We start from the raw sequence: 17,891 nt of genomic DNA on the forward strand, positions 1-17,891 counted from the left end.
TGCGCGCCGTTCGCTTCAAACTGTTTCGGGACTGTGACGGACGTGGGGTCTACGCCGCCGTGGCTCAAAGCAGAAACTGCACATTCAATTGCGAAATGTGCGAGAAATGATATTAGGAGCTTTGGCGTTTGAGGGGCCACGTCCATCGGTTGCCTGCATCAACACGAGCAGGCCGGATCAGCTCCCAGGTTGCATGCCCGCCAACAGCAACGTTCGCAACGCGGGCCAGCGCACGGTCACCGCCGCCCAATCGTTGGTGGCGCAACCCGCGTCGATGGCGCGCGCGGTCTCCGCCGCTTGCCCGTGGCCCAGTGCCTGCAGGACCGACTTGAGCGTGTGCGCCAGGCGTCGCATCGCCTGGATGTCGCCTGCGGCGATGGCGCGGTCACCCTCGGCCGCATCGACGGGAAACTGCTTCTCGCAGGTCGCCCGGTAGGCGTGGTAGATGCGCAGGTTCCCGCCGAAATAGGTCGTCACCACGTCAGTCGAACCGGCAGCCGCAGGCGCTGCGTGTTCGGCGGTGTGTGCGCACGCAGCCGAAGCCTGGGCCGGTGCGGTGGCGATGGCATCGCGCACGCACTGGCGAAGAGTCTCCACGGGCACGGGCTTGTGCAGCAGGCGCCAGGCGCCCAACCGCAGCAGTTCGGCGCTGATCTCCGCAGAGAGCCCTGCGCTGTACACCGCCACCCGGGGCCCCGCGCCCAGTGTGGGGTGGTCACGCAATCGCTGCACAAGGTCCCGCCCGGACTCGCCAATCAGCATGAGGTCGGTCAGCACGAGACTGAATGGCGCTGCTGACAATTGCGCGACAGCCTGTGCCACGCTGCTGGTGGTGCGCAAGTCGACGCCCAGGTCTTCCAGGGCTCCATCGACGAAACGAGCGGTCGAGGCGTCGTCCTCGACGAGCAGGATCTTGTGCAATCTCAGCCTCCTCGCGCGCGGTCCGCGCCAGCCAGTGCCTGTGCGAGCAGGGCGGGCAAATCCGCTGCCAGCCGGGGCTTGTGCACCACCGGCACGCCCACGAGGGCGTGCGCGTACGGCAGCCGCTCATCCTGATCGAGCGACGTCACGACGATGATCCGCGTGTGTGCGAATTGCGGTTGCGACCGCAGGGTGGAGATGAGGGTCGGACCGTCGATGCCGGGCAGCAGGATGTCGACGATCAGCACATCGGGTTGCAGCTGGCCATACATGGTGAGGCCCGTGATGCCATCGCTCGCCACATGCAGTTCGACGTCCGCGAACGCGTCCTGTAGCAGCAGGGACATGAGTCGCTGGTAGTGCACCGAGTCTTCGATGAGGAGCACCCGCTGCGGCGCCGGGCCGGGCCGGGCCGCCGAAGCCTTCGCTGAGAGCCCGTCGGGCCCGGCATCACCAGGACTGGCTGCACTGGCCGGCGCCTCCTCCAGGCCGCTGTCGCGCTTGAACTCCCATGCCTTCACGGACGCGTGCGAGATGCGGCGATGCCCGCCAGGCGTCTTCCACGCCAGCAGTTCTCCGCGGTCCACCATCAGCTGGACCGACCGCACGGCCAGCCCCAGCCTTCTTGCGACCTCCATCGTGCTGAGTGCCGCAGCCTCGCCCATTTCACTCTGCATCTTCATCATGCGTGCATTTTTATCGAATTTGCACAATCCCGCTTTCTATCATTTAACAATATTTTATTTGATAGATATGATATCGGCCAGTTGAATTTCCTTTAGCCTCACTGGAGCACCGATGCGCAAGATCCTGATCGTTGAAGACCATGCAGACATCCGCAAGCTGCTGCGCTTGACGCTGGAATTCGAAGACTACGACATTCGAGAAGCGGGCGACGGTGACTCCGGCTTCGCATTGGCGCTCGCCTTTTGCCCTGACGTCGTCCTCCTGGATGTGATGATGCCGGGCACCCTCAGCGGGCTCGATGTCTGTCGCGGCATCAAGAGCACGGCCAGTCTCGGCCGCACCAAGGTGGTCATGCTGACCGCGCGTGGCCAGAGCGGGGACCGGGAAGCCGGGATCCAGGCGGGCGCCGACGAGTACCTGGTCAAGCCGTTTTCGACGCTCCAGGTGCTGGAAACCCTGCGCCGCTCCGAGGTGGCAGCATGAGCTTGGCCTTGCCTTCAGCCCAAGAGCTGCCCGATGGCGCGCTGCAAGATGCGAGCCTCGCGACAGTGGCCGGCCCGCGCAACACCGAACCTGCCAACAGTTTCGACGAGGCCGCATCGGCGCAGATGGAACGGTTCGTTGCCGACTTCGGGCGCATGTACCGCGAGCGCAACGAAGCCTTGGAGCAGATCACACGCGCCCACCACGAATCCTTGCTGCGCCTTGCACTGGCGGCGGACTTCAAGGACGACGACACCGGCCTGCACATCGTGCGGATCGGCTTCCTGGTGGAGGCGCTGGCCCTGGTCCTGGGCGAGACCAAGGAGAAAGCCCGCATGTTGCGCAAGGCAGCGCCCATGCACGACATCGGCAAGATTGGCACGCCTGACGCCGTGCTGAAGAAGCCCGGCCCGCTGACGCCGGAAGAGCGCGAGATCATGAACTGCCATCCGGAGATCGGCGCCAGCATCCTGGGCCGCTCACGCATCCCGCTGTTCCAGCTGGCAGCCGAGGTGGCGCTGAACCACCATGAGCGGTATGACGGAAAGGGCTATCCGAACGGTCTGCTGGCCGAGCAGATTCCACTGTCCGCACGCATCACTTCGGTGGTCGACTTCTACGACGCACTCACGATGGACCGGGTCTACCGCAAGGCCTACCCACCGGAGCAGGCGCTGTTGATGCTGTTGGCAGAACGCAGCCTGGCGTTCGACCCTGCCGTGGTGGATGCATTCGTCCACGCATTCGACCGCCTGGAAACGCTGCGCTTGTTCGTCAATGCGCAGCAGCTCGATTTCCATGCCTTGCTGGACCAGTCTTGAACAACCACCGGGACGTGCCATGCTTCGACGCCTTTTCCCCCTCCTGTCTGCGCTGATAGCTTTCGCTGCGGCGCCACCGGTTGCCGCCCAGAGCACCTTCGACCGCGTGAAGTCTTCCGGGGTGGTGCGGGTTTGCATCTGGCCGGACTACTACGGCATCACCTTCCGCAGCCCGCGGACCGAACAGCTGAGCGGCCTGGACATCGACCTGTCGGCCCTGCTCGGGCGGCAACTCGGCCTGAAGGTCACGTATGTGGATTCGTCCTTCGCATCGCTGGTGGGCGATCTGACCGGCGACCGTTGCGACGTCGCCATGTTTGCCATTGCCATGCTGCCGCAGCGCATGGAGCGCTTGCGGTTCACGCGCCCCTACCTGAGCAGCGGCATCTACGCCGTGACGACCAAGAGCAATCCGGTCGTCAAGGCGTGGGCCGATATCGACCGGCCAGGCGTGCTGGTGGCCGTCCAGGCCGGGACGTTCATGGAGCCGGTGATGGCCTCGGAGCTCAAAAAGGCGCAACTGGTCAAGGTCGCAGCGCCCGCCACGCGCGAACTGGAGCTCGAAGCAGGCCGCGTCGACGTGTTCATGACCGACTACCCCTACAGCCGCCGGCTGCTGGACAACGCGGACTGGGCGCGGCTGATTGCACCGCCGAAGCCGTTCCATGTGCTGCCCTATGCCTATGCCGTCAAGCCCGGCGACGAAGCCTGGTTCACGCTCATGGATGGCTTTGTGGGCCGCATCCAGCGCGACGGCTCCTTGGCCGAGGCCGCGCGCAAGCACGGCCTGGCCGACATCGTCGCGCCATGACGGCAGCCAGCGTCAGCGCTGTCGTCCTCGCAGCGCCCGAGGGCGGGGACGACGGTTTTTGGCAGGGGTCTCGGCTGTCCAGCCGCTTCGCATGGATCGCCGGTGCGCTGCTGGCCGGCGCGGTCGCGGTCGGCACCGCCTGGGTGGCGTACAGCGACCGTCAACACTACATCCACGCTGAGCAGCGCCAGCTGGATCTGCTCGCCAGGGTGCTGGACGAGCAGGCCACGCGCACCGTGGAAACGGCGTCGGTGGCCATGAACGGGCTGGCCAACTCGCCTGTCCTGCATCGGCTTCCAGCCAGCGCGGATGCGGCACAAGCCAACCTGGCGCAGGCGCTGCTGGGCTTGCCGTTCGTGCGCTCCGCCGCTGTCGTCGACCTGCAGGGCATGGTGCTCGCCAGTTCGACCGCAGGTGAGGCCGGCCTTGTCGTGGACACCACCCGTCTTGGCAAGATGCCAGCCGGAGAACGCGACGTGCTTGGCCCCCTCGTGCCTGGTCGCTCGCTGTCGGGACTGCAACGCAGCGGGGCAACCCCGAGCCCCCAGGGCGTCGGCTTCATTCCACTGATGCGGCAGTTCAGGTCGGACACGGGCAAGCCGCTGCTGTTGGTGGGACTGATCAACCCGGATGCGATCGCGACGTACCAGCAACTGAGCTTGGGCGATGCCGACAAGTCCGCTGTGGTGACGACCTACACGGGCGATGTGTTGGCATCGTCCGGCGCGGCCAGCCACGATCCCACCAGGTGGCTGCAAAGTTCCCGCGTGTTCAGCGCGCTGCTGCCGCGCAAGGAATTCGGCAGCTACACCAGCGACGATGACATCGTCGCCTACCGCACATCGCGCACGCGCCCGATGGTGACCGTCGTTCGCGAGCCGCTTTCCGCGGCGGGGCGGAGATGGCGCGACAGTGCTCTCGGCTTCGTCATCGTGGGCGCCTGCGCGGTCGGCGTCATCGTGGGGTTGACGGCGCTCGCCTCACGCAGCCTGCGGGCCCGTGAGGCGGCGCGCCGGCTGCGGGACGAAGCGCAGGCGCGCGTTGCGCAGAGCCAGCACGAGATGGCGGTCGTGATGGAAAGCGTCCAGGAGCTGCTGTTTCGGACCGACGTCGATGGGTCGATCACATTCGTCAACGCACGCTGGGCGGCCTGGCGGGGCACCGGCGCCGACAACGCCATCGGACGGCCGCTGCGCGACCTGTTCTTGCAGCAGCACAAAGCGGCGGTGCAGGAGCTTTTTCAACCTTCTCGCGGCACGGCCGCGCGGTCCACGCAGGCGACCGCCATGACCTTGGACGGGCGCGAGCTGCTGCTCGAAGTGGCCGTGGTGCCACTGCAAATGGCAGGCCGGCTCATCGGCTTCGCCGGCAGTGCGGTTGACATCACCGATCGCTGGGAAGCCGAGCAACAGCTGCAGTCGCACCTGGCCCTCACCACGCAGCTGCTCGAACTCAATCCGTTGCCCATTTCGATGACCGACTCCAAGGGCAGGCTGGTGCTCGTGAACCAGGCCTGGCAGGACTACAAGGGCCTGAAGCGCGCCGCCGTCATTGGCCGCAGGCTCAGCGAGATCTTGCGCAGCGAGGAGGTACAGATGCATGCCCAGGGCGATCGGGAACTGCTGAGCAATGGTGGCACCTTGCATCTGGAGGCGCGCATCCGCAGCGCCGACGGAAGCCTGCGCAGCACGCGTGTGTTCAAGGCCCTGGTCCCAGAGGCAAGGGGCCAGGCAGCCGGGATCCTGTGCGTTCTCATGGACGTGACCGACTTCCGCGAGGCCGAGCGTGTCACGCGCGAAGCCAAGGATGCGCTGGAAGAAACCTCTCGCGCGAAGTCCGAGTTCGTGGCCAACATGAGCCACGAGCTGCGCACGCCGCTGCAATCGATCATCGGCTTCTCGGAACTTGGAACCCTGCGCGGCAAGGACCAGCCCAAGTTGGCCGGCATGTTTGCCGACATCCACGCTGCAGGGCATCGCATGCTGGCACTCGTCAACGATCTGCTCGACGTGGCCAAGATCGAGAGCACGGTGGGCACGTTCCACCTGGAGCGCATCGACCTGCGCGGACCGCTGCGCACCGTGCTGCAGGAACTGGAGCCCCTCGTGGATTCGCGACGCCTGCACCTGCAGACGAGCCTGTCGTCTGTGCCCCTGGTCGCAAAAGCCGACCCGCTGCGGTTCCAGCAGCTGATGCGCAACGTCATCGCCAATGCCATCAAGTTCTCGCCGCAAGGCGGGACGGTCGAGATCGTGGGAGAGGTCAGCCTGACCAATGAGCTGCACTTCTGCGTCAGCGACGAGGGGCCCGGGATTCCCGAGGATGAACTGGCATGCATCTTCGAAGCGTTCGTGCAGTCGAGCAAGACCAAGGATGGTTCAGGCGGAACGGGGCTCGGCCTGGCCATCTGCCGAAAGATCGCAGAGGCCCATGGTGGCCGCATCCATGCAGAGAACCTGCCCAGAGGAGCAGCATTCCACATCTTCATGCCCATGCGCGGATACGCCGAAACGGTGCCAGCGCGGTTGTGACGAGGCGCCTGGCCCACATCCCGCGCTCTGCCATCCACCCATCACCCCCGGAGAAGACATGACCTACAGCGTCAATGCCGGCACTGCCGTCGACACCCGTCCACCAGCCGCCAGCCAAAAGGTTCTCGGGCCCGGGCCGCGCGAGTTCCTGGCCTTCCGGCTGGGGCAAGAGGAGTACGGGCTGGACATCCTGCGGGTGCAGGAGATCCGTTCTTACACGGCACCGACACAGCTGCCGACTGCGCCCAGCTTCATCCTCGGTGTCATCAACCTGCGCGGCGTCATCGTGCCGATCGTGGACATGCGGCGAAAGGTCGGCATCGAACAGCCGCTCTTCAACGCCTCGACCGTGGTCATCGTCCTCACGTTCGGCGCCCGGATCGCGGGCATCGTCGTGGACAGCGTGAGCGACGTGCTGACGCTGGAGCCCGAGCACCTGCATCCGGTGCCTGAACTGGACGCGTCGGTGCTCACCGACCACCTGCTGGCCATCGGCTCACTCGACAACCGCACTTTGCTGCTGCTCGACATCGAAGCGCTGATGCGCAGTCCGGAGATGGGGTTGGCCAGGGCGGCGTCGGCCCCGGCGTTGCCAAGCCACGCTCACTGACTCCAACGGCACAACCTCCAGACAGGAAACAGCTTCCATGGCTCCACATTCCAATCTCAAGATTTCCACGCGCCTTGCGCTCGGCTTCGGCCTCTCGATCCTCTTCGGTGTGGCGATCGCGGTCTACTCGACGGTCCTGGTGCGCCAGCTGGCATCGCACCTGGACGAGTTGGCCAACAGCCGCATGCTGAAGGTCAGACAGTTCAACGCCGTGATGAACAACCTGAACGACATGGCCGTGTTCGCGCGCAACGTGGTGATCGTTGCGGACCCGGGGTTCCGCGACGGCGAGAGCAGCAAGATTCAGGGTCTGCGTGCCCGCAACATCCAGCTGGTGGACGAACTCGACAAACTGGTCGTTCTGCCCAAGGGCCGCGCCTTGTTGGCCACGATCAAGCAATCGACCCCGCTCTACGACCGGGGCGTGGACGAGGCCCTCGCGATGGCCCGCCAAGGGCGGACCGAAGAAGCGGGACGGTATTTGTCGAGCAATGTCAGGCAGAACAAGGAGGTCCTGTTCAAGGCGGTCGAGGAATCCATCGCCATCCAGACCGACAGTGCCAATGTCTTTGCGATCGACGCCATGGCTTCTGCGTCGCGCAGTGTCGCACTGTTGACCGCCATGGTCGCCGCCATGGCGGCTTGTGGCGCGCTGGTGGGCTGGAGCATCACGCGGAGCTTGACACGCGCCCTGGGGGCCGAGCCGGGCCAAGTCAGCGAGGCCGTGCAACGCGTGACGGACGGTGACCTGACGACGCCGGTACAGGTACGCGCGGGCGACACCGGGAGCACGATGGCCACGGTCCAGCGCATGCAGGAGACCCTTGCCGGCATGGTCACCAGCGTCCGCCGCAATGCCGAGGGCGTCGCCATCGCGTCGGAAGAGATTGTCCATGGCAACGCGGATCTGAGCCAGCGCACGGAGGTTCAAGCGTCCGCCCTGCAGGAGACGGCGGCGTCGATGGAACAGCTGAGTTCGACCGTCACGCAGAACGCGGACAACGCACGACAGGCAGATCAACTGGCCAAGAGTGCCACGGCAGTGGCCACGCGGGGCGGCGAAACGGTGGCGCGAGTGGTCGACATGATGCGCGGCATCAACGAAAGTTCGGCGAAGGTGTCCGACATCGTCGGCGTGATCGACAGCATTGCGTTTCAGACCAACATCCTGGCGCTCAATGCGGCGGTGGAAGCTGCACGCGCAGGCGAGCAGGGTCGCGGGTTCGCCGTTGTGGCGACGGAAGTGCGCAGCCTGGCCAGCCGCAGCGCCGAAGCAGCGCGCGAGATCAAGGCCCTGATTGCCGCCAGCGTGGAGCGTGTCGAGCAGGGCACCGCGCTCGTGGACCAGGCCGGTGTGACGATGCAGGAGATCGTCAGGTCCATCGCGAGCGTGAACGACCTCATGGGCGAGATCAGCAGCGCCAGCACGGAGCAAAGCGCCGGCGTCTCGCAGGTGGTCGCGGCCGTGTCTCAGTTGGACCAGACCACGCAACAGAACGCTGCGTTGGTGGAGGAAAGTGCAGCGGCTGCGTCAAGCCTGAGTGCACAGGCCCAGCAGATGGTGGATGCGGTTGCCGTGTTCAAGGTCACGCCCATCGGCACGTCCGTGCGGGCCACGCAGGCAAGCTCCAGCACCAAGCGGGCGGCCACCCCAGGCGCTGCGCCGTCTCCCACTTCTGCGCCCCTTCGCCGGCCGGTCGCGCACCGGCGCGCGGCGCCAGCGCCGGCGCTGGCTCTGTCGGCGGATGAAGAGGGCTGGGCAGCCTTCTAGCCTCGTTCGACTCATACGCACACCCATCTTGCCGTCAGGAGTACACCATGCAGATCAACCTTCCAGTCACGCAACGTGAGTACGAATTGTCCGAGGGAGAGCAACTGGTCTCCACGACCGACACCTCCGGAACCATCACGCACTGCAATCCGGCGTTTGTGCGGACATCGGGCTTCGAGTACGACGAGCTCATCGGCCAGCCGCACCACGTCATCCGGCACCCGGACATGCCGCGAGCCGCGTTCAAGGACATGTGGCGCACCATTGGCAGCGGCCAGCCCTGGACAGGCATGGTCAAAAATCGCCGCAAGAACGGCGACCACTACTGGGTGCAAGCCAACGTGACGCCGATCATGCAGGACGGCAAGCCCAGCGGGTACATGTCGGTTCGCATCAAGCCCAGCCGGGCGCAGGTTGCTGCGGCCGAAGACCTGTACAAAACATTGAATGCGCAGCATGACCGGGCGCGTCCCCGCTTCAGTCTGCAAGGAGGGCTGGTGCAGCAGCGCGGCCCGGCGGCCTGGCCCGCCCGACTGGCGCGTGCGCCGTTATCGATGCGGCTTGGGGGCGCCATCGCGGCCGTGGCTGTTCTGGCGATATTGCCGGACGCGCTGCAATGGCAAGGGGCACAGGCCATCGGCGCGCGCATGGCCATCCTGACCATCGGGCTGGGCGGAGCGTTCGCGTGGTTCAGCGCCCGTCTGAACGCCGGCATGCGCGAGGCGGTGCGATTTGCCGGTGAGCTGTCGAGCTGCAACCTGAGCGGGCGGGTCCGCACGGACTTCCCCGAGCCCATCGGTGCGCTGATGCGGCGGCTGAGTCAGATTCAGATCAACCTGCGTGCGGTCGTGGGAGATGTGCGCAGCGAGATTGGCGGCTTCACCACTTCCGCAAAGGAGATCGCGCAGGGCAGTCTGGATCTGTCATCGCGCACGGAAAGCCAGGCCAGCAGCCTGGAGCAGACTGCCGCGTCGATGGAGCAACTGTCCGGCACCGTGCGCCAAACCGCAGAGCGGGCCGCCCACGGTTCTGTGCAGAGCGCCACCAGCATCCAGGCCGTGGAACGAGGCGAAGAAGCCGTGCACCAGGCGCAGGTGGCGATGGACGCAATCGAGCAGTCGTCCAGGAAGATCAGCAGCATCACGTCGGTGATCGAGGGCATCGCGTTCCAGACCAACATCCTGGCTCTGAACGCAGCCGTCGAGGCGGCCCGGGCCGGCGAGCAAGGTCGCGGCTTTGCGGTGGTGGCGACGGAGGTGCGCGCGCTCGCCCAGCGAAGCGCGACGGCCGCCAAAGAGATCCAGCAATTGATCGCCGAGGCCGCCCAGTGCATCGGACAGGGAGGCGAGCGCATCAAAGGTGCCGGCACGACGCTGAAGGCCGTGATTGCATCGGTGGCCGAGACCGGTTCGATGATGACCCAGATCACCGACGCGACTCGCGAGCAATCGATCGGTATCGCGCAGATCAACGAAGCCGTGGTGCAGCTCGACACCGTGACACAGCAGAACGCGGCGCTTGTGGAAGAGTCTGCGGCATCGGCCGGTGCTCTCAGCCAGAGTGCCACCACGCTGGAAAAATCTGTCGCCGTGTTCCAGATGCCACGCACGGAGCGCCCGCGTTCAACCGAGCAGTATTTGCCCTCGCCGCGCGACGCCCACAGAGTCAAGGTTCAGGTGCGCAATCACGAGCCGCGGCGATTGAACCTGGCCTGAAGGCTCCTGCGCGCGCACAGGTCCATGTCCTCGGGCGCGACGGCCTTGCCACTGGACGAGGTGTAGCCCAGGGGCTGCGCAACTAAGGCCGGCTTGGGGGTGTGCGGACGTTTCTCTGTCGCTTCCTGCGCAGTCGCCGCCAGGCCCATCGCCACGGTGGCATGGGCGCGGATGCTTTCGCAGCGGGCCAGCAGCGCTGCATCGTTGTTGACCGCCGGTTGCAGTTCCGAGCCGGTCAGTCCCAGGGTCTTCGCGTCCACGAAGATAGTGGAGTTGCCGGCGTTGATCAAGGTGGCCTGCACCTCGCCGATGCCAGGCACGGCCACCGTGTCGACCATGTGGCCAGTGAGGAACGTAGCGCCGCCCTCGCCATCGTCATTGGCGCCCGGGTCCAGAAACTCCAGCTGGATTTCGGCGGCCACCGACGTGGCATCGCACAAGGCCGGGCCGGTTGAGCCGCCGGTGGGCGGCCTGCAGCACGAACTGCCTGACGCGTTGCCCGCCAGCGACGTGCCGAGCGCTTCCCAGGGCGCCAGCCTGGGCTGAGCGCAAGCCTCCGCTTCCCTCTCTTCTACTCCATGATTATCGTGTTCATGGCGCGCATCATGTCGGGGCGCGTGAGCGCGCTCATCGCCCTGATTGCCGTCCCGCTGGTCTTCGCGCTCATCGGAGGGTTCGGAGAAAAGGCCGGACCGATGGTCATCGCCGGCATCCGCTCCATCGCGCCCACCGGGGTTCTGCTGCTGTTCGCCATCCTTTACTTCGGGCTGATGATCGACGTGGGCTTGTTCGACCCGCTCATCCGCTTCATCGTGCGCCTGGTCAAGGGCGACCCCGTGCGCATCGTCGTGGATTCGGCGCTGCTGGCGCTGATCGTCTCGCTGGACGGCGACGGGTCGACCACCTACCTGCTGTGCGTCACGGCCATGCTGCCTCTGCATAAGCGCATGGGCATCAACCCGCTGATCCTGCCGTGCGTCACGATGATGGGCAACAGCATCATGAACTTCGTACCGTGGGGCGGGCCGACGGCGCGCGTCATGAGTTCGTTGCACCTGGACGCCTCGCAGGTGTTCCTTCCCCTGATTCCATCGATGGCAATGGCCTGCCTGGCGACCCTCGGCGTGGCCTGGTATCTGGGCAACAAGGAGCGTGCACGACTCAAACGCATCGACTGGAAGCCCAACCTTTCCGAATCGTCGCCGCTTGGTGGCGAAGTCGACATCGACGCATCCGAGCCGCCGCGTTCCAGCCGCGCCAAGATGGCCTTCAACCTGGTCCTGACCACTGCCCTGATGGCCAGCCTGGTGATGGGTGTTCTGCCGCTGCCGCTGCTGTTCATGGGCGCCTTCGCCATCGCCATCACGGTGAGCTTCCCGAACGTGAAGGACCAGAAGGAGCGCATCGCTTCGCACGCGTCCAGCGTCATTGCGGTCGTGGCCGTGATCTTCGCGGCTGGGGTGTTCACCGGCATCCTGTCCGGTACCAAGATGACCGACGCCATCGCGCAGAGCGTGGTGTCCAACATCCCGGCGAACGCGGGCAACTTCCTTCCGCTGATCACCGGTTTATTGAGCGCACCGTTCACCTTCTTCCTGTCCAACGACGCGTTCTACTTCGGCGTCGTGCCCATCCTGGCCGAGGCCGCGAAGGGCTGCGGCATCGCGCCGGAGATCATCGCCCGCGCCTCGCTGCTGGGGCAGCCCATCCACCAACTGAGCCCGCTCGTTGCGGCGAACTACGTGTTGATGGGCGTGGCCGGCGTAGAGTTCGGTGCCCACCAGAGGTTCACCTTCAAGTGGGCGGCACTGCTGGTCCTGGTGATGATCCTGTCGGCGGCCGCATTCGGCGTCGTGCCGCTGTTCTGACCACGCGACAGCAGACGCATGGACATGCCAGCACGCCAGCTCGATGGGCAGGGGCACGTGGGTGTCGTAGCGCTGCACGGCTCCCCTCGAATAATGCTTCGTGGTCGGCGCCTGCGTGGAAGCTGCGCATGCGCAGTGCGCTTCTGCCAGGTCGATCATGAAACTTGTCGTCGATTGGTATTGCCCATCCATCTTCAGCCCGAGACGAATCGTGCAACGTCTTGATTATTTTCGTTTGTCGAAACTTGGCGAATCGCCTTGATTGGCGGCTTGATATCAGTCAATTTGAATAGTCGTGATTCTTTACACCCATCGCTCGATTGGAGCTCGAAGTGCTAAAGCTTGTTGAATTCAAACAGACGGCCCGATTCGTGCGTAAGTTCAAAAGTTGCACGGAATTCTCCGATCCAACGCTCAGATTTTGATCAATCAAGTTGCGGACCTCGGGTCGCGGCGCTACTAAATTCGAGTCAGCAGCCCATGAACTCAAACAGAAAGCTCTAGGACAGGACCATGATTTTCAAAAAATTCAGCATCGCATTGATCTCCGCTTTAGCCTGCGGATCGCTTGTCGCGCCCATTGCCGCGTTGGCTGTTCCGATCGGCCCCGGGACCTCCATTGCCAATGAGTTTCTCGATCAAGGTGGCGTTGGGCGTCTGAATGTCGATCTGTCTTCGGCCGTGACGCTTGCTGGGGGCGCGTGGCAGGCGACCAATTTCAACTTCGATGCAGGACGGGCTGGAAACGTGACGCCGTTCTTGGCGATATCAAACGGCAACGCCAGCTACGAAGTCATATTGATCGGCTCGATGCAAACGCTGTCGGGAGCCACTTTGGACCAATCTGTCGATTTTGGCCCGGCGGATGTTTTCGAACTTTTTTCTCCAACGACCGTCTATGCGGGTTTTGCCACGTATATCGGTTTCAACCCGATTTTCCTCCAGGGCAACACCGGTCCGTTGGCGACGGACCACGATGCGCAAAATCTGGACCCGCTGTTCATCAACGGCACCATTTCAAACTTCAGCAACCCTGGACTTCAGAGCTTGTACGCGTTCTCCATCGACGTCGTTCAAGTGGTACCTGAGCCTGGTTCGCTTGCTCTCCTGGGATTGGGCATTGCCGGCTTGGGACTTGCGCAGCGTCGCAAGCTGCAAGCAGCGACCTGAGCAGCCAGCACATCGGCTTGGCGTTGGGCGGTGGTGCGGCCGCCGCTCTGGATGGGCGTGGCATGGTTGATGCTGCCGTGGCGCTGGGTGGTGGGCGCCCAGTCCTCCCATCTTGACCGGCCGCGCGCGGCTCACTTTGCCTGCAGTTGTGCTCCGGCGGCGACGGGAGCTGGATTTGGGGGCCCTTGCGCGACTGGCAGCCTACTCGACGTTCTGCACCTGCTCGCGCATCTGCTCGATCAAAACCTTCATGTCCACCGAGATGCGCGTGAGTTCCAGCGCGGCCGACTTGGAGCCCATGGTGTTGGCCTCGCGGTGCAGTTCCTGGATCAGGAAGTCCAGCCGCTTGCCGAGCTCGCCACCCTTCTTCAGCAGGCGCTCGATCTCGTCCAGGTGCGAGCTGAGCCGCGTCAGCTCTTCGGCCACGTCGATGCGGATGGCGAAGGCCGTGGCTTCGGTCAAGGCGCGGTCCTGTGCGGCCTCGGGCAAGGTGGCGCCGTCGGCCAGGGCCATGGCTTCCTTCCAGCGCTCCAGGAAGCGCTGGCGTTGCTGTTCCACCAGTTGCGGTACCAGCGGCAGGGCCTGGGCGGCGAGGGCGCGCAGCTGCCCCAGTCGGTCGGTCAGCATGGCGGACAGGCGGGCGCCTTCGCGCTGGCGGGCTGCCACCATCTCCTTCAAGGCCTTCTCGGCCAGCGGCAGCAGTTGCTCGTCCCAATCGCCGGCCGGGGCCTGTTCGGCGGCCGACAGGCGGATGACCTCGGCCACGCTCAGCGGTGTGGCGCTGGGCAGCCAGGAGCGCACCTGGTCCTGCACGCCGTTGAGCTTTTGCAGCAGGCGCGGCGAGGGTTCCGGCACGGCACTGGTGTCGGTGCTGTCGATGGCAGCGCGCAGCTCCACTTTGCCGCGTTTGAGCTTGGCCGTGAGCAGTTCGCGCAGGGCGGGTTCCTGCTGGCGCAGCTCGTCAGGCAGGCGAAAGGCGAGGTCCAGAAAGCGGCTGTTGACCGATCGGATTTCGATGCCCAGACGCCGTGTCGACACGGTCTTCGGGTCCTGTTCCGGGCTGGTGCTGGCGCCACTTTGCTGGGCGCTGGCGTAACCGGTCATGCTGTAGACTGCCATGGAGTTGCTGGTCGTTGCGAGGGCCAGAGAATAACGGCTTCCGTTGCTTACGGGGATTCAAAGCCAGATTTATGAGCAAGATCAAGCCGGCGCCATTGCCGCCCGAGACCGTCATCGGTGGCTACCGCGTCGTGCGGCGACTCTCGTCAGGCGGATTCGGGATGGTGTACCTGGCCACCGACACCGAAGGCAACCAGGTCGCCGTCAAGGAGTACTTGCCATCCTCCCTGGCCTCACGCACACCGGGTGAGTTGCTGCCGCAGGTCACTTCCGAAAAACTTTCGCTGTACCGCCTGGGCCTGAAGAGCTTCTTCGAAGAGGGCCGCTCGCTCGCGCAGATCTCCCATCCCTCGGTGGTGAGCGTGCTGAACTTCTTCCGCGAGAACGAGACCGTCTACATGGTCATGAACTACCTGGAGGGCGCGACCCTGCAGGATTTCATCATCACGTCGCGCGAGTTGCGCCGGCAGAAGGTGTTCCGCGAATCGACCATCCGCTCGTTGTTCGACGAGGTGCTGCGCGGCCTGCGCATCGTGCACCAGCACAAGATGCTGCACCTGGACATCAAGCCGGCCAACATTTTCATCACCGACGACAACAAGGCCGTCTTGATCGACTTCGGCGCCGCGCGCGAGGTGCTGAACAAGGAAGGCAACTTCATCCGCCCGATGTACACGCCGGGCTTTGCTGCGCCCGAGATGTACCGGCGCGATGCCAGCATGGGCCCCTGGACCGACATCTACGCGATCGGCGCCTGCATCTACGCCTGCATGCAGGGCTACCCGCCCAACGAGGCGCCGCAGCGGCTGGAGAAGGACCGCATCGCGCTGGCGCTGTCGCGCCTGCGCGGTGTGTATTCGGACAACCTGATCGAGGTCGTGGAGTGGTGCATGGCGCTCGACCCGCTGTCGCGCCCGCAGTCGGTGTTCGCGCTGCAGAAGGAGCTGAGCCGCGAGGGCGAGCGCCGCTACACGAAGCTGTCGGTGGGCGAGAAGATCCGGCTGCAGTTCGACACCCTGGTGTCCGACACCAAGAAGAACGTGCGCGACATCACCTCCTTCGGGCCTGGCCAGAAGCCGTCGAAATGAAGTTCTCGGTGTTCCAGGTCAGCCGCCGCGGTGGCCGCGAGAAGAACGAAGACCGCATGGGCTACTGCTATACGCGCGAGTCGGGCCTGTTCGTGCTGGCCGATGGCATGGGCGGCCACCCCGATGGCGAGGTCGCGGCGCAGCTGGCATTGCAGACCGTGTCGGCGCTGCACCAGCAGCAGGCACTGCCCCAGCTGCCGCAAGTGCGCGAATTCCTGACCCATGCGCTGATGGCCGCGCACCGCCGCATCCTGCGCCACGCCACCGACCAGGGCCTGCGCGACACGCCCCGCACGACCTTGGTCGCCGCCGTGCTGCAGGGCGGCAGCGCGACCTGGGTGCATTGCGGCGATTCGCGCCTGTACCTCGTGCGCGATGGCGAGCTGGTGGCGCGCACGCGCGACCATTCCTACGTCGCCCAGATCGCGTCCGACATGGTGCGCATGGGCCGCATCAACCGCAATGTGCTCTTCACCTGCCTGGGCTCGCCGACGCGGCCAGTCTTCGAGGTCGTGGGGCCGGTCCCGCTGCAGCAGGGCGACCGCATCGTGCTGTGCTCCGACGGCCTGTGGAGCAGCGTGAGCGATGAGGACATCGTGCGGCACATCAGCACCGCGCCAGTCTCGCAGGCCGTGCCCGACCTGGTCGAGCGCGCCTTGCACAAGGCCGGTGAACAGAGTGACAACGTGACCGTGCTGGCGCTGGAGTGGGAGACGCCCGATGCGTTCGCCTCGACCCACGGCGTGTCGACCGAGTCCATCCAGAACGGCGTATTCGCATCCACCGTGCAGGCCGGCGACGTCGACGCGATCGACGAGCTGGACGACGCCGAGATCGAGCGCGCGATCGCCGAGATCAACGCGGCCATCCGCAAGTCCGCCGCGCGCCGGCCCTGAGCGGCGCCAAGCCTTTGCAGCGGGCTGGCGTCGCGCCCGCGGTTTTCCTCCGAGAATCCTCCCCCATGACTGCATTCATCCGAACCGGCGAACGCGCCGCCGACCAGCTCCGCCCCGTGCGCATCACGCGCGGCTTCACCATCCATGCCGAGGGCTCGGTGCTGATCGAGTTCGGCCAGACGCGCGTGCTGTGCACGGCCTCGGTCGAAGAGAAGGTGCCGCCGCACAAGAAGGGCAGCGGCGAAGGCTGGGTCACGGCCGAGTACGGCATGCTGCCGCGCGCCACCCACACACGCAGCAGCCGCGAGGCGGCCAAGGGCAAGCAGAGCGGCCGCACGCAGGAGATCCAGCGCCTGATCGGCCGCTCCATGCGCGCCGTGTTCGACCTGAAGTTGCTGGGCGAGCGCACCATCCACCTGGACTGCGACGTCTTGCAGGCCGACGGCGGCACGCGCACGGCCGCCATCACGGGGGCTTTCGTGGCCGCGCAGGACGCGGTCAACAAGCTGCTGGCCGCCGGCAAGATTGCAGCCACGCCCATCGTGCAGCCCGTGGCCGCCATCTCGGTCGGCATCGTGCAAGGCACGCCGCTGCTCGACCTGGAGTACGTGGAAGACTCGGCCTGCGATACCGACATGAACGTGGTGATGACCGGTGCCGGCCACTTCGTGGAAGTGCAGGGCACGGCCGAGGGCGCGGCCTTCACGCGCGTGGAGATGGACCAGTTGCTGCAGCTGGCCGACAAGGGCATCCAGGAACTGGTGGCCTTGCAGAAGGCTGCACTCGCGGGTTGAGTATGGACCTGGTACTGGCGTCCAACAACCAAGGCAAGCTGGCCGAGCTGCAGGCCCTGTTCGCGCCGCTGGGCGTGCAACTGATCGCGCAGGGCGCGCTGGGCGTGCCCGAGGCCGAGGAGCCATTTCGCACCTTCGTCGAGAACGCGTTGGCCAAAGCCCGCAACGCCGCGCGCCACACCGGCCGGCCCGCGGTGGCCGACGACGCCGGACTGTGCGTCGATGCCTTCGGCGGCCTGCCAGGCGTGGACACGGCCTACTACGCCACGCAGTTCGGCTACGCCAAGAGCGACGCCAACAACGTGCGCGCGCTGCTGGAGCAGATGCAGGGCGTGACGAACCGCCGCGCCGCGTTGGTCAGCACGCTGGTGGCCGTGCGCTCGCCCGACGACCCGGAGCCGTTGATCGCGGTGGGCCGTGCCGTGGGCGAGATCACCGAGGCGCCGGTGGGCGAGGGCGGCTTCGGCTTCGACCCTGTGATGCGCATCGCCGCCTTCGGCAAGACCTTTGCCGAGCTGCCGGCCGAGGTGAAGAACGCGCACAGCCACCGCGGTCAATCGGCGCGCGAGATGCTGCGCCTGATCCGTACCAACTGGCTCTGAGAGT

The 17,891-nt window shown here is 65.4% G+C and carries 17 protein-coding genes; 13 read left to right on the plus strand and 4 right to left on the minus strand.

Going from position 1 to position 17,891, the window contains the following annotated elements:
- Positions 1-177: 177 nt before the first annotated feature.
- Positions 178-921, minus strand: a complete 744-nt coding sequence (locus ASF43_RS24560; RefSeq protein WP_056187136.1) for a response regulator — start codon at positions 919-921, stop codon at positions 178-180.
- 2 nt (positions 922-923) lie between these two features.
- Positions 924-1,607, minus strand: coding sequence for a response regulator (locus tag ASF43_RS24565; protein ID WP_056187137.1), 684 nt, complete (start codon positions 1,605-1,607; stop codon positions 924-926).
- 112 nt (positions 1,608-1,719) lie between these two features.
- On the opposite strand from ASF43_RS24565, the gene ASF43_RS24570 reads away from it, so the two are divergent.
- From ASF43_RS24570 to ASF43_RS24600, 7 genes are all read left to right on the plus strand, one after another.
- Positions 1,720-2,091, plus strand: a complete 372-nt coding sequence (locus ASF43_RS24570; protein ID WP_056187140.1) for a response regulator transcription factor — start codon at positions 1,720-1,722, stop codon at positions 2,089-2,091.
- Between the two features lie 125 nt (positions 2,092-2,216).
- Positions 2,217-2,912 (plus strand): HD-GYP domain-containing protein, encoded by a 696-nt coding sequence (locus tag ASF43_RS24575; protein ID WP_235578361.1) that lies wholly within the window; start codon positions 2,217-2,219, stop codon positions 2,910-2,912.
- 19 nt (positions 2,913-2,931) lie between these two features.
- Positions 2,932-3,723, plus strand: a complete 792-nt coding sequence (locus tag ASF43_RS24580; protein WP_200932605.1) for an ABC transporter substrate-binding protein — start codon at positions 2,932-2,934, stop codon at positions 3,721-3,723.
- Positions 3,720-6,254, plus strand: a complete 2,535-nt coding sequence (locus ASF43_RS24585; RefSeq protein ID WP_082498149.1) for a PAS domain S-box protein — start codon at positions 3,720-3,722, stop codon at positions 6,252-6,254. Before ASF43_RS24580 ends, ASF43_RS24585 begins: the two co-directional genes overlap by 4 nt.
- A gap of 58 nt (positions 6,255-6,312) precedes the next feature.
- On the plus strand, positions 6,313-6,864 hold the full coding sequence (locus tag ASF43_RS24590; protein ID WP_056187146.1) for a chemotaxis protein CheW: 552 nt from the start codon (positions 6,313-6,315) through the stop codon (positions 6,862-6,864).
- Between the two features lie 37 nt (positions 6,865-6,901).
- Complete coding sequence (locus ASF43_RS32125) at positions 6,902-8,635, plus strand: methyl-accepting chemotaxis protein (protein WP_056187149.1); 1,734 nt, start codon at positions 6,902-6,904, stop codon at positions 8,633-8,635.
- 47 nt (positions 8,636-8,682) lie between these two features.
- A complete protein-coding gene (locus tag ASF43_RS24600) occupies positions 8,683-10,350 on the plus strand; it encodes a PAS domain-containing methyl-accepting chemotaxis protein (RefSeq protein WP_082498150.1) in 1,668 nt (555 codons plus the stop codon).
- On the opposite strand, the gene ASF43_RS24605 is transcribed toward ASF43_RS24600, so the two are convergent.
- Positions 10,320-10,772, minus strand: a complete 453-nt coding sequence (locus tag ASF43_RS24605) for a 2-methylaconitate cis-trans isomerase PrpF family protein (RefSeq protein ID WP_235578356.1) — start codon at positions 10,770-10,772, stop codon at positions 10,320-10,322. The two genes, ASF43_RS24600 and ASF43_RS24605, sit on opposite strands and share 31 nt — an antisense overlap.
- A 156-nt stretch (positions 10,773-10,928) precedes the next feature.
- On the opposite strand from ASF43_RS24605, the gene ASF43_RS24610 reads away from it, so the two are divergent.
- Both ASF43_RS24610 and ASF43_RS31445 read left to right on the plus strand, forming a co-directional pair.
- Positions 10,929-12,218: a CitMHS family transporter gene (locus ASF43_RS24610; RefSeq protein ID WP_056187152.1), complete on the plus strand. Its 1,290-nt coding sequence runs from the start codon at positions 10,929-10,931 to the stop codon at positions 12,216-12,218.
- A gap of 513 nt (positions 12,219-12,731) precedes the next feature.
- Positions 12,732-13,388, plus strand: a complete 657-nt coding sequence (locus ASF43_RS31445) for a PEP-CTERM sorting domain-containing protein (protein ID WP_056187156.1) — start codon at positions 12,732-12,734, stop codon at positions 13,386-13,388.
- A 201-nt stretch (positions 13,389-13,589) separates the two neighbouring features.
- On the opposite strand, the gene ASF43_RS24620 is transcribed toward ASF43_RS31445, so the two are convergent.
- Positions 13,590-14,507, minus strand: coding sequence for a YicC/YloC family endoribonuclease (locus ASF43_RS24620; RefSeq protein ID WP_056187158.1), 918 nt, complete (start codon positions 14,505-14,507; stop codon positions 13,590-13,592).
- Positions 14,508-14,578: 71 nt separating this feature from the next.
- Between ASF43_RS24620 and ASF43_RS24625 the strand changes: the two genes are divergently transcribed.
- From ASF43_RS24625 to rdgB, 4 genes are all read left to right on the plus strand, one after another.
- Positions 14,579-15,595: a serine/threonine-protein kinase gene (locus ASF43_RS24625; protein WP_056187162.1), complete on the plus strand. Its 1,017-nt coding sequence runs from the start codon at positions 14,579-14,581 to the stop codon at positions 15,593-15,595.
- Positions 15,592-16,491 (plus strand): PP2C family serine/threonine-protein phosphatase, encoded by a 900-nt coding sequence (locus tag ASF43_RS24630; RefSeq protein ID WP_056187165.1) that lies wholly within the window; start codon positions 15,592-15,594, stop codon positions 16,489-16,491. The genes ASF43_RS24625 and ASF43_RS24630 overlap by 4 nt, the downstream gene beginning before the upstream one ends.
- Positions 16,492-16,556: 65 nt before the next feature.
- Positions 16,557-17,285 carry a ribonuclease PH gene (gene rph, locus ASF43_RS24635; protein WP_056187168.1) on the plus strand — a complete coding sequence of 243 codons (729 nt, stop codon included), beginning with the start codon at positions 16,557-16,559 and terminating at the stop codon, positions 17,283-17,285.
- 2 nt (positions 17,286-17,287) lie between these two features.
- A complete protein-coding gene (rdgB, locus tag ASF43_RS24640) occupies positions 17,288-17,887 on the plus strand; it encodes an RdgB/HAM1 family non-canonical purine NTP pyrophosphatase (protein WP_056187170.1) in 600 nt (199 codons plus the stop codon).
- Positions 17,888-17,891: the final 4 nt, after the last annotated feature.

The organism is Pseudorhodoferax sp. Leaf267, assembly GCF_001422405.1.
Classification (GTDB): domain Bacteria; phylum Pseudomonadota; class Gammaproteobacteria; order Burkholderiales; family Burkholderiaceae_C; genus Pseudorhodoferax.

Bases quoted from the DNA above. Each gene is read 5' to 3' on its own strand.
- rph (WP_056187168.1), top strand. From the start codon at position 16,557: ATGACTGCATTCATCCGAACCGGCGAACGCGCCGCCGACCAGCTCCGC.
- ASF43_RS24625 (WP_056187162.1), top strand. From the start codon at position 14,579: ATGAGCAAGATCAAGCCGGCGCCATTGCCGCCCGAGACCGTCATCGGT.
- ASF43_RS24575 (WP_235578361.1), top strand. From the start codon at position 2,217: ATGGAACGGTTCGTTGCCGACTTCGGGCGCATGTACCGCGAGCGCAAC.
- ASF43_RS24570 (WP_056187140.1), top strand. From the start codon at position 1,720: ATGCGCAAGATCCTGATCGTTGAAGACCATGCAGACATCCGCAAGCTG.
- ASF43_RS24585 (WP_082498149.1), top strand. From the start codon at position 3,720: ATGACGGCAGCCAGCGTCAGCGCTGTCGTCCTCGCAGCGCCCGAGGGC.
- ASF43_RS24590 (WP_056187146.1), top strand. From the start codon at position 6,313: ATGACCTACAGCGTCAATGCCGGCACTGCCGTCGACACCCGTCCACCA.
- ASF43_RS31445 (WP_056187156.1), top strand. From the start codon at position 12,732: ATGATTTTCAAAAAATTCAGCATCGCATTGATCTCCGCTTTAGCCTGC.
- ASF43_RS24600 (WP_082498150.1), top strand. From the start codon at position 8,683: ATGCAGATCAACCTTCCAGTCACGCAACGTGAGTACGAATTGTCCGAG.
- ASF43_RS24620 (WP_056187158.1), bottom strand. From the start codon at position 14,507: ATGGCAGTCTACAGCATGACCGGTTACGCCAGCGCCCAGCAAAGTGGC.
- ASF43_RS24580 (WP_200932605.1), top strand. From the start codon at position 2,932: ATGCTTCGACGCCTTTTCCCCCTCCTGTCTGCGCTGATAGCTTTCGCT.
- rdgB (WP_056187170.1), top strand. From the start codon at position 17,288: ATGGACCTGGTACTGGCGTCCAACAACCAAGGCAAGCTGGCCGAGCTG.
- ASF43_RS24565 (WP_056187137.1), bottom strand. From the start codon at position 1,607: ATGATGAAGATGCAGAGTGAAATGGGCGAGGCTGCGGCACTCAGCACG.
- ASF43_RS24610 (WP_056187152.1), top strand. From the start codon at position 10,929: ATGATTATCGTGTTCATGGCGCGCATCATGTCGGGGCGCGTGAGCGCG.
- ASF43_RS32125 (WP_056187149.1), top strand. From the start codon at position 6,902: ATGGCTCCACATTCCAATCTCAAGATTTCCACGCGCCTTGCGCTCGGC.
- ASF43_RS24630 (WP_056187165.1), top strand. From the start codon at position 15,592: ATGAAGTTCTCGGTGTTCCAGGTCAGCCGCCGCGGTGGCCGCGAGAAG.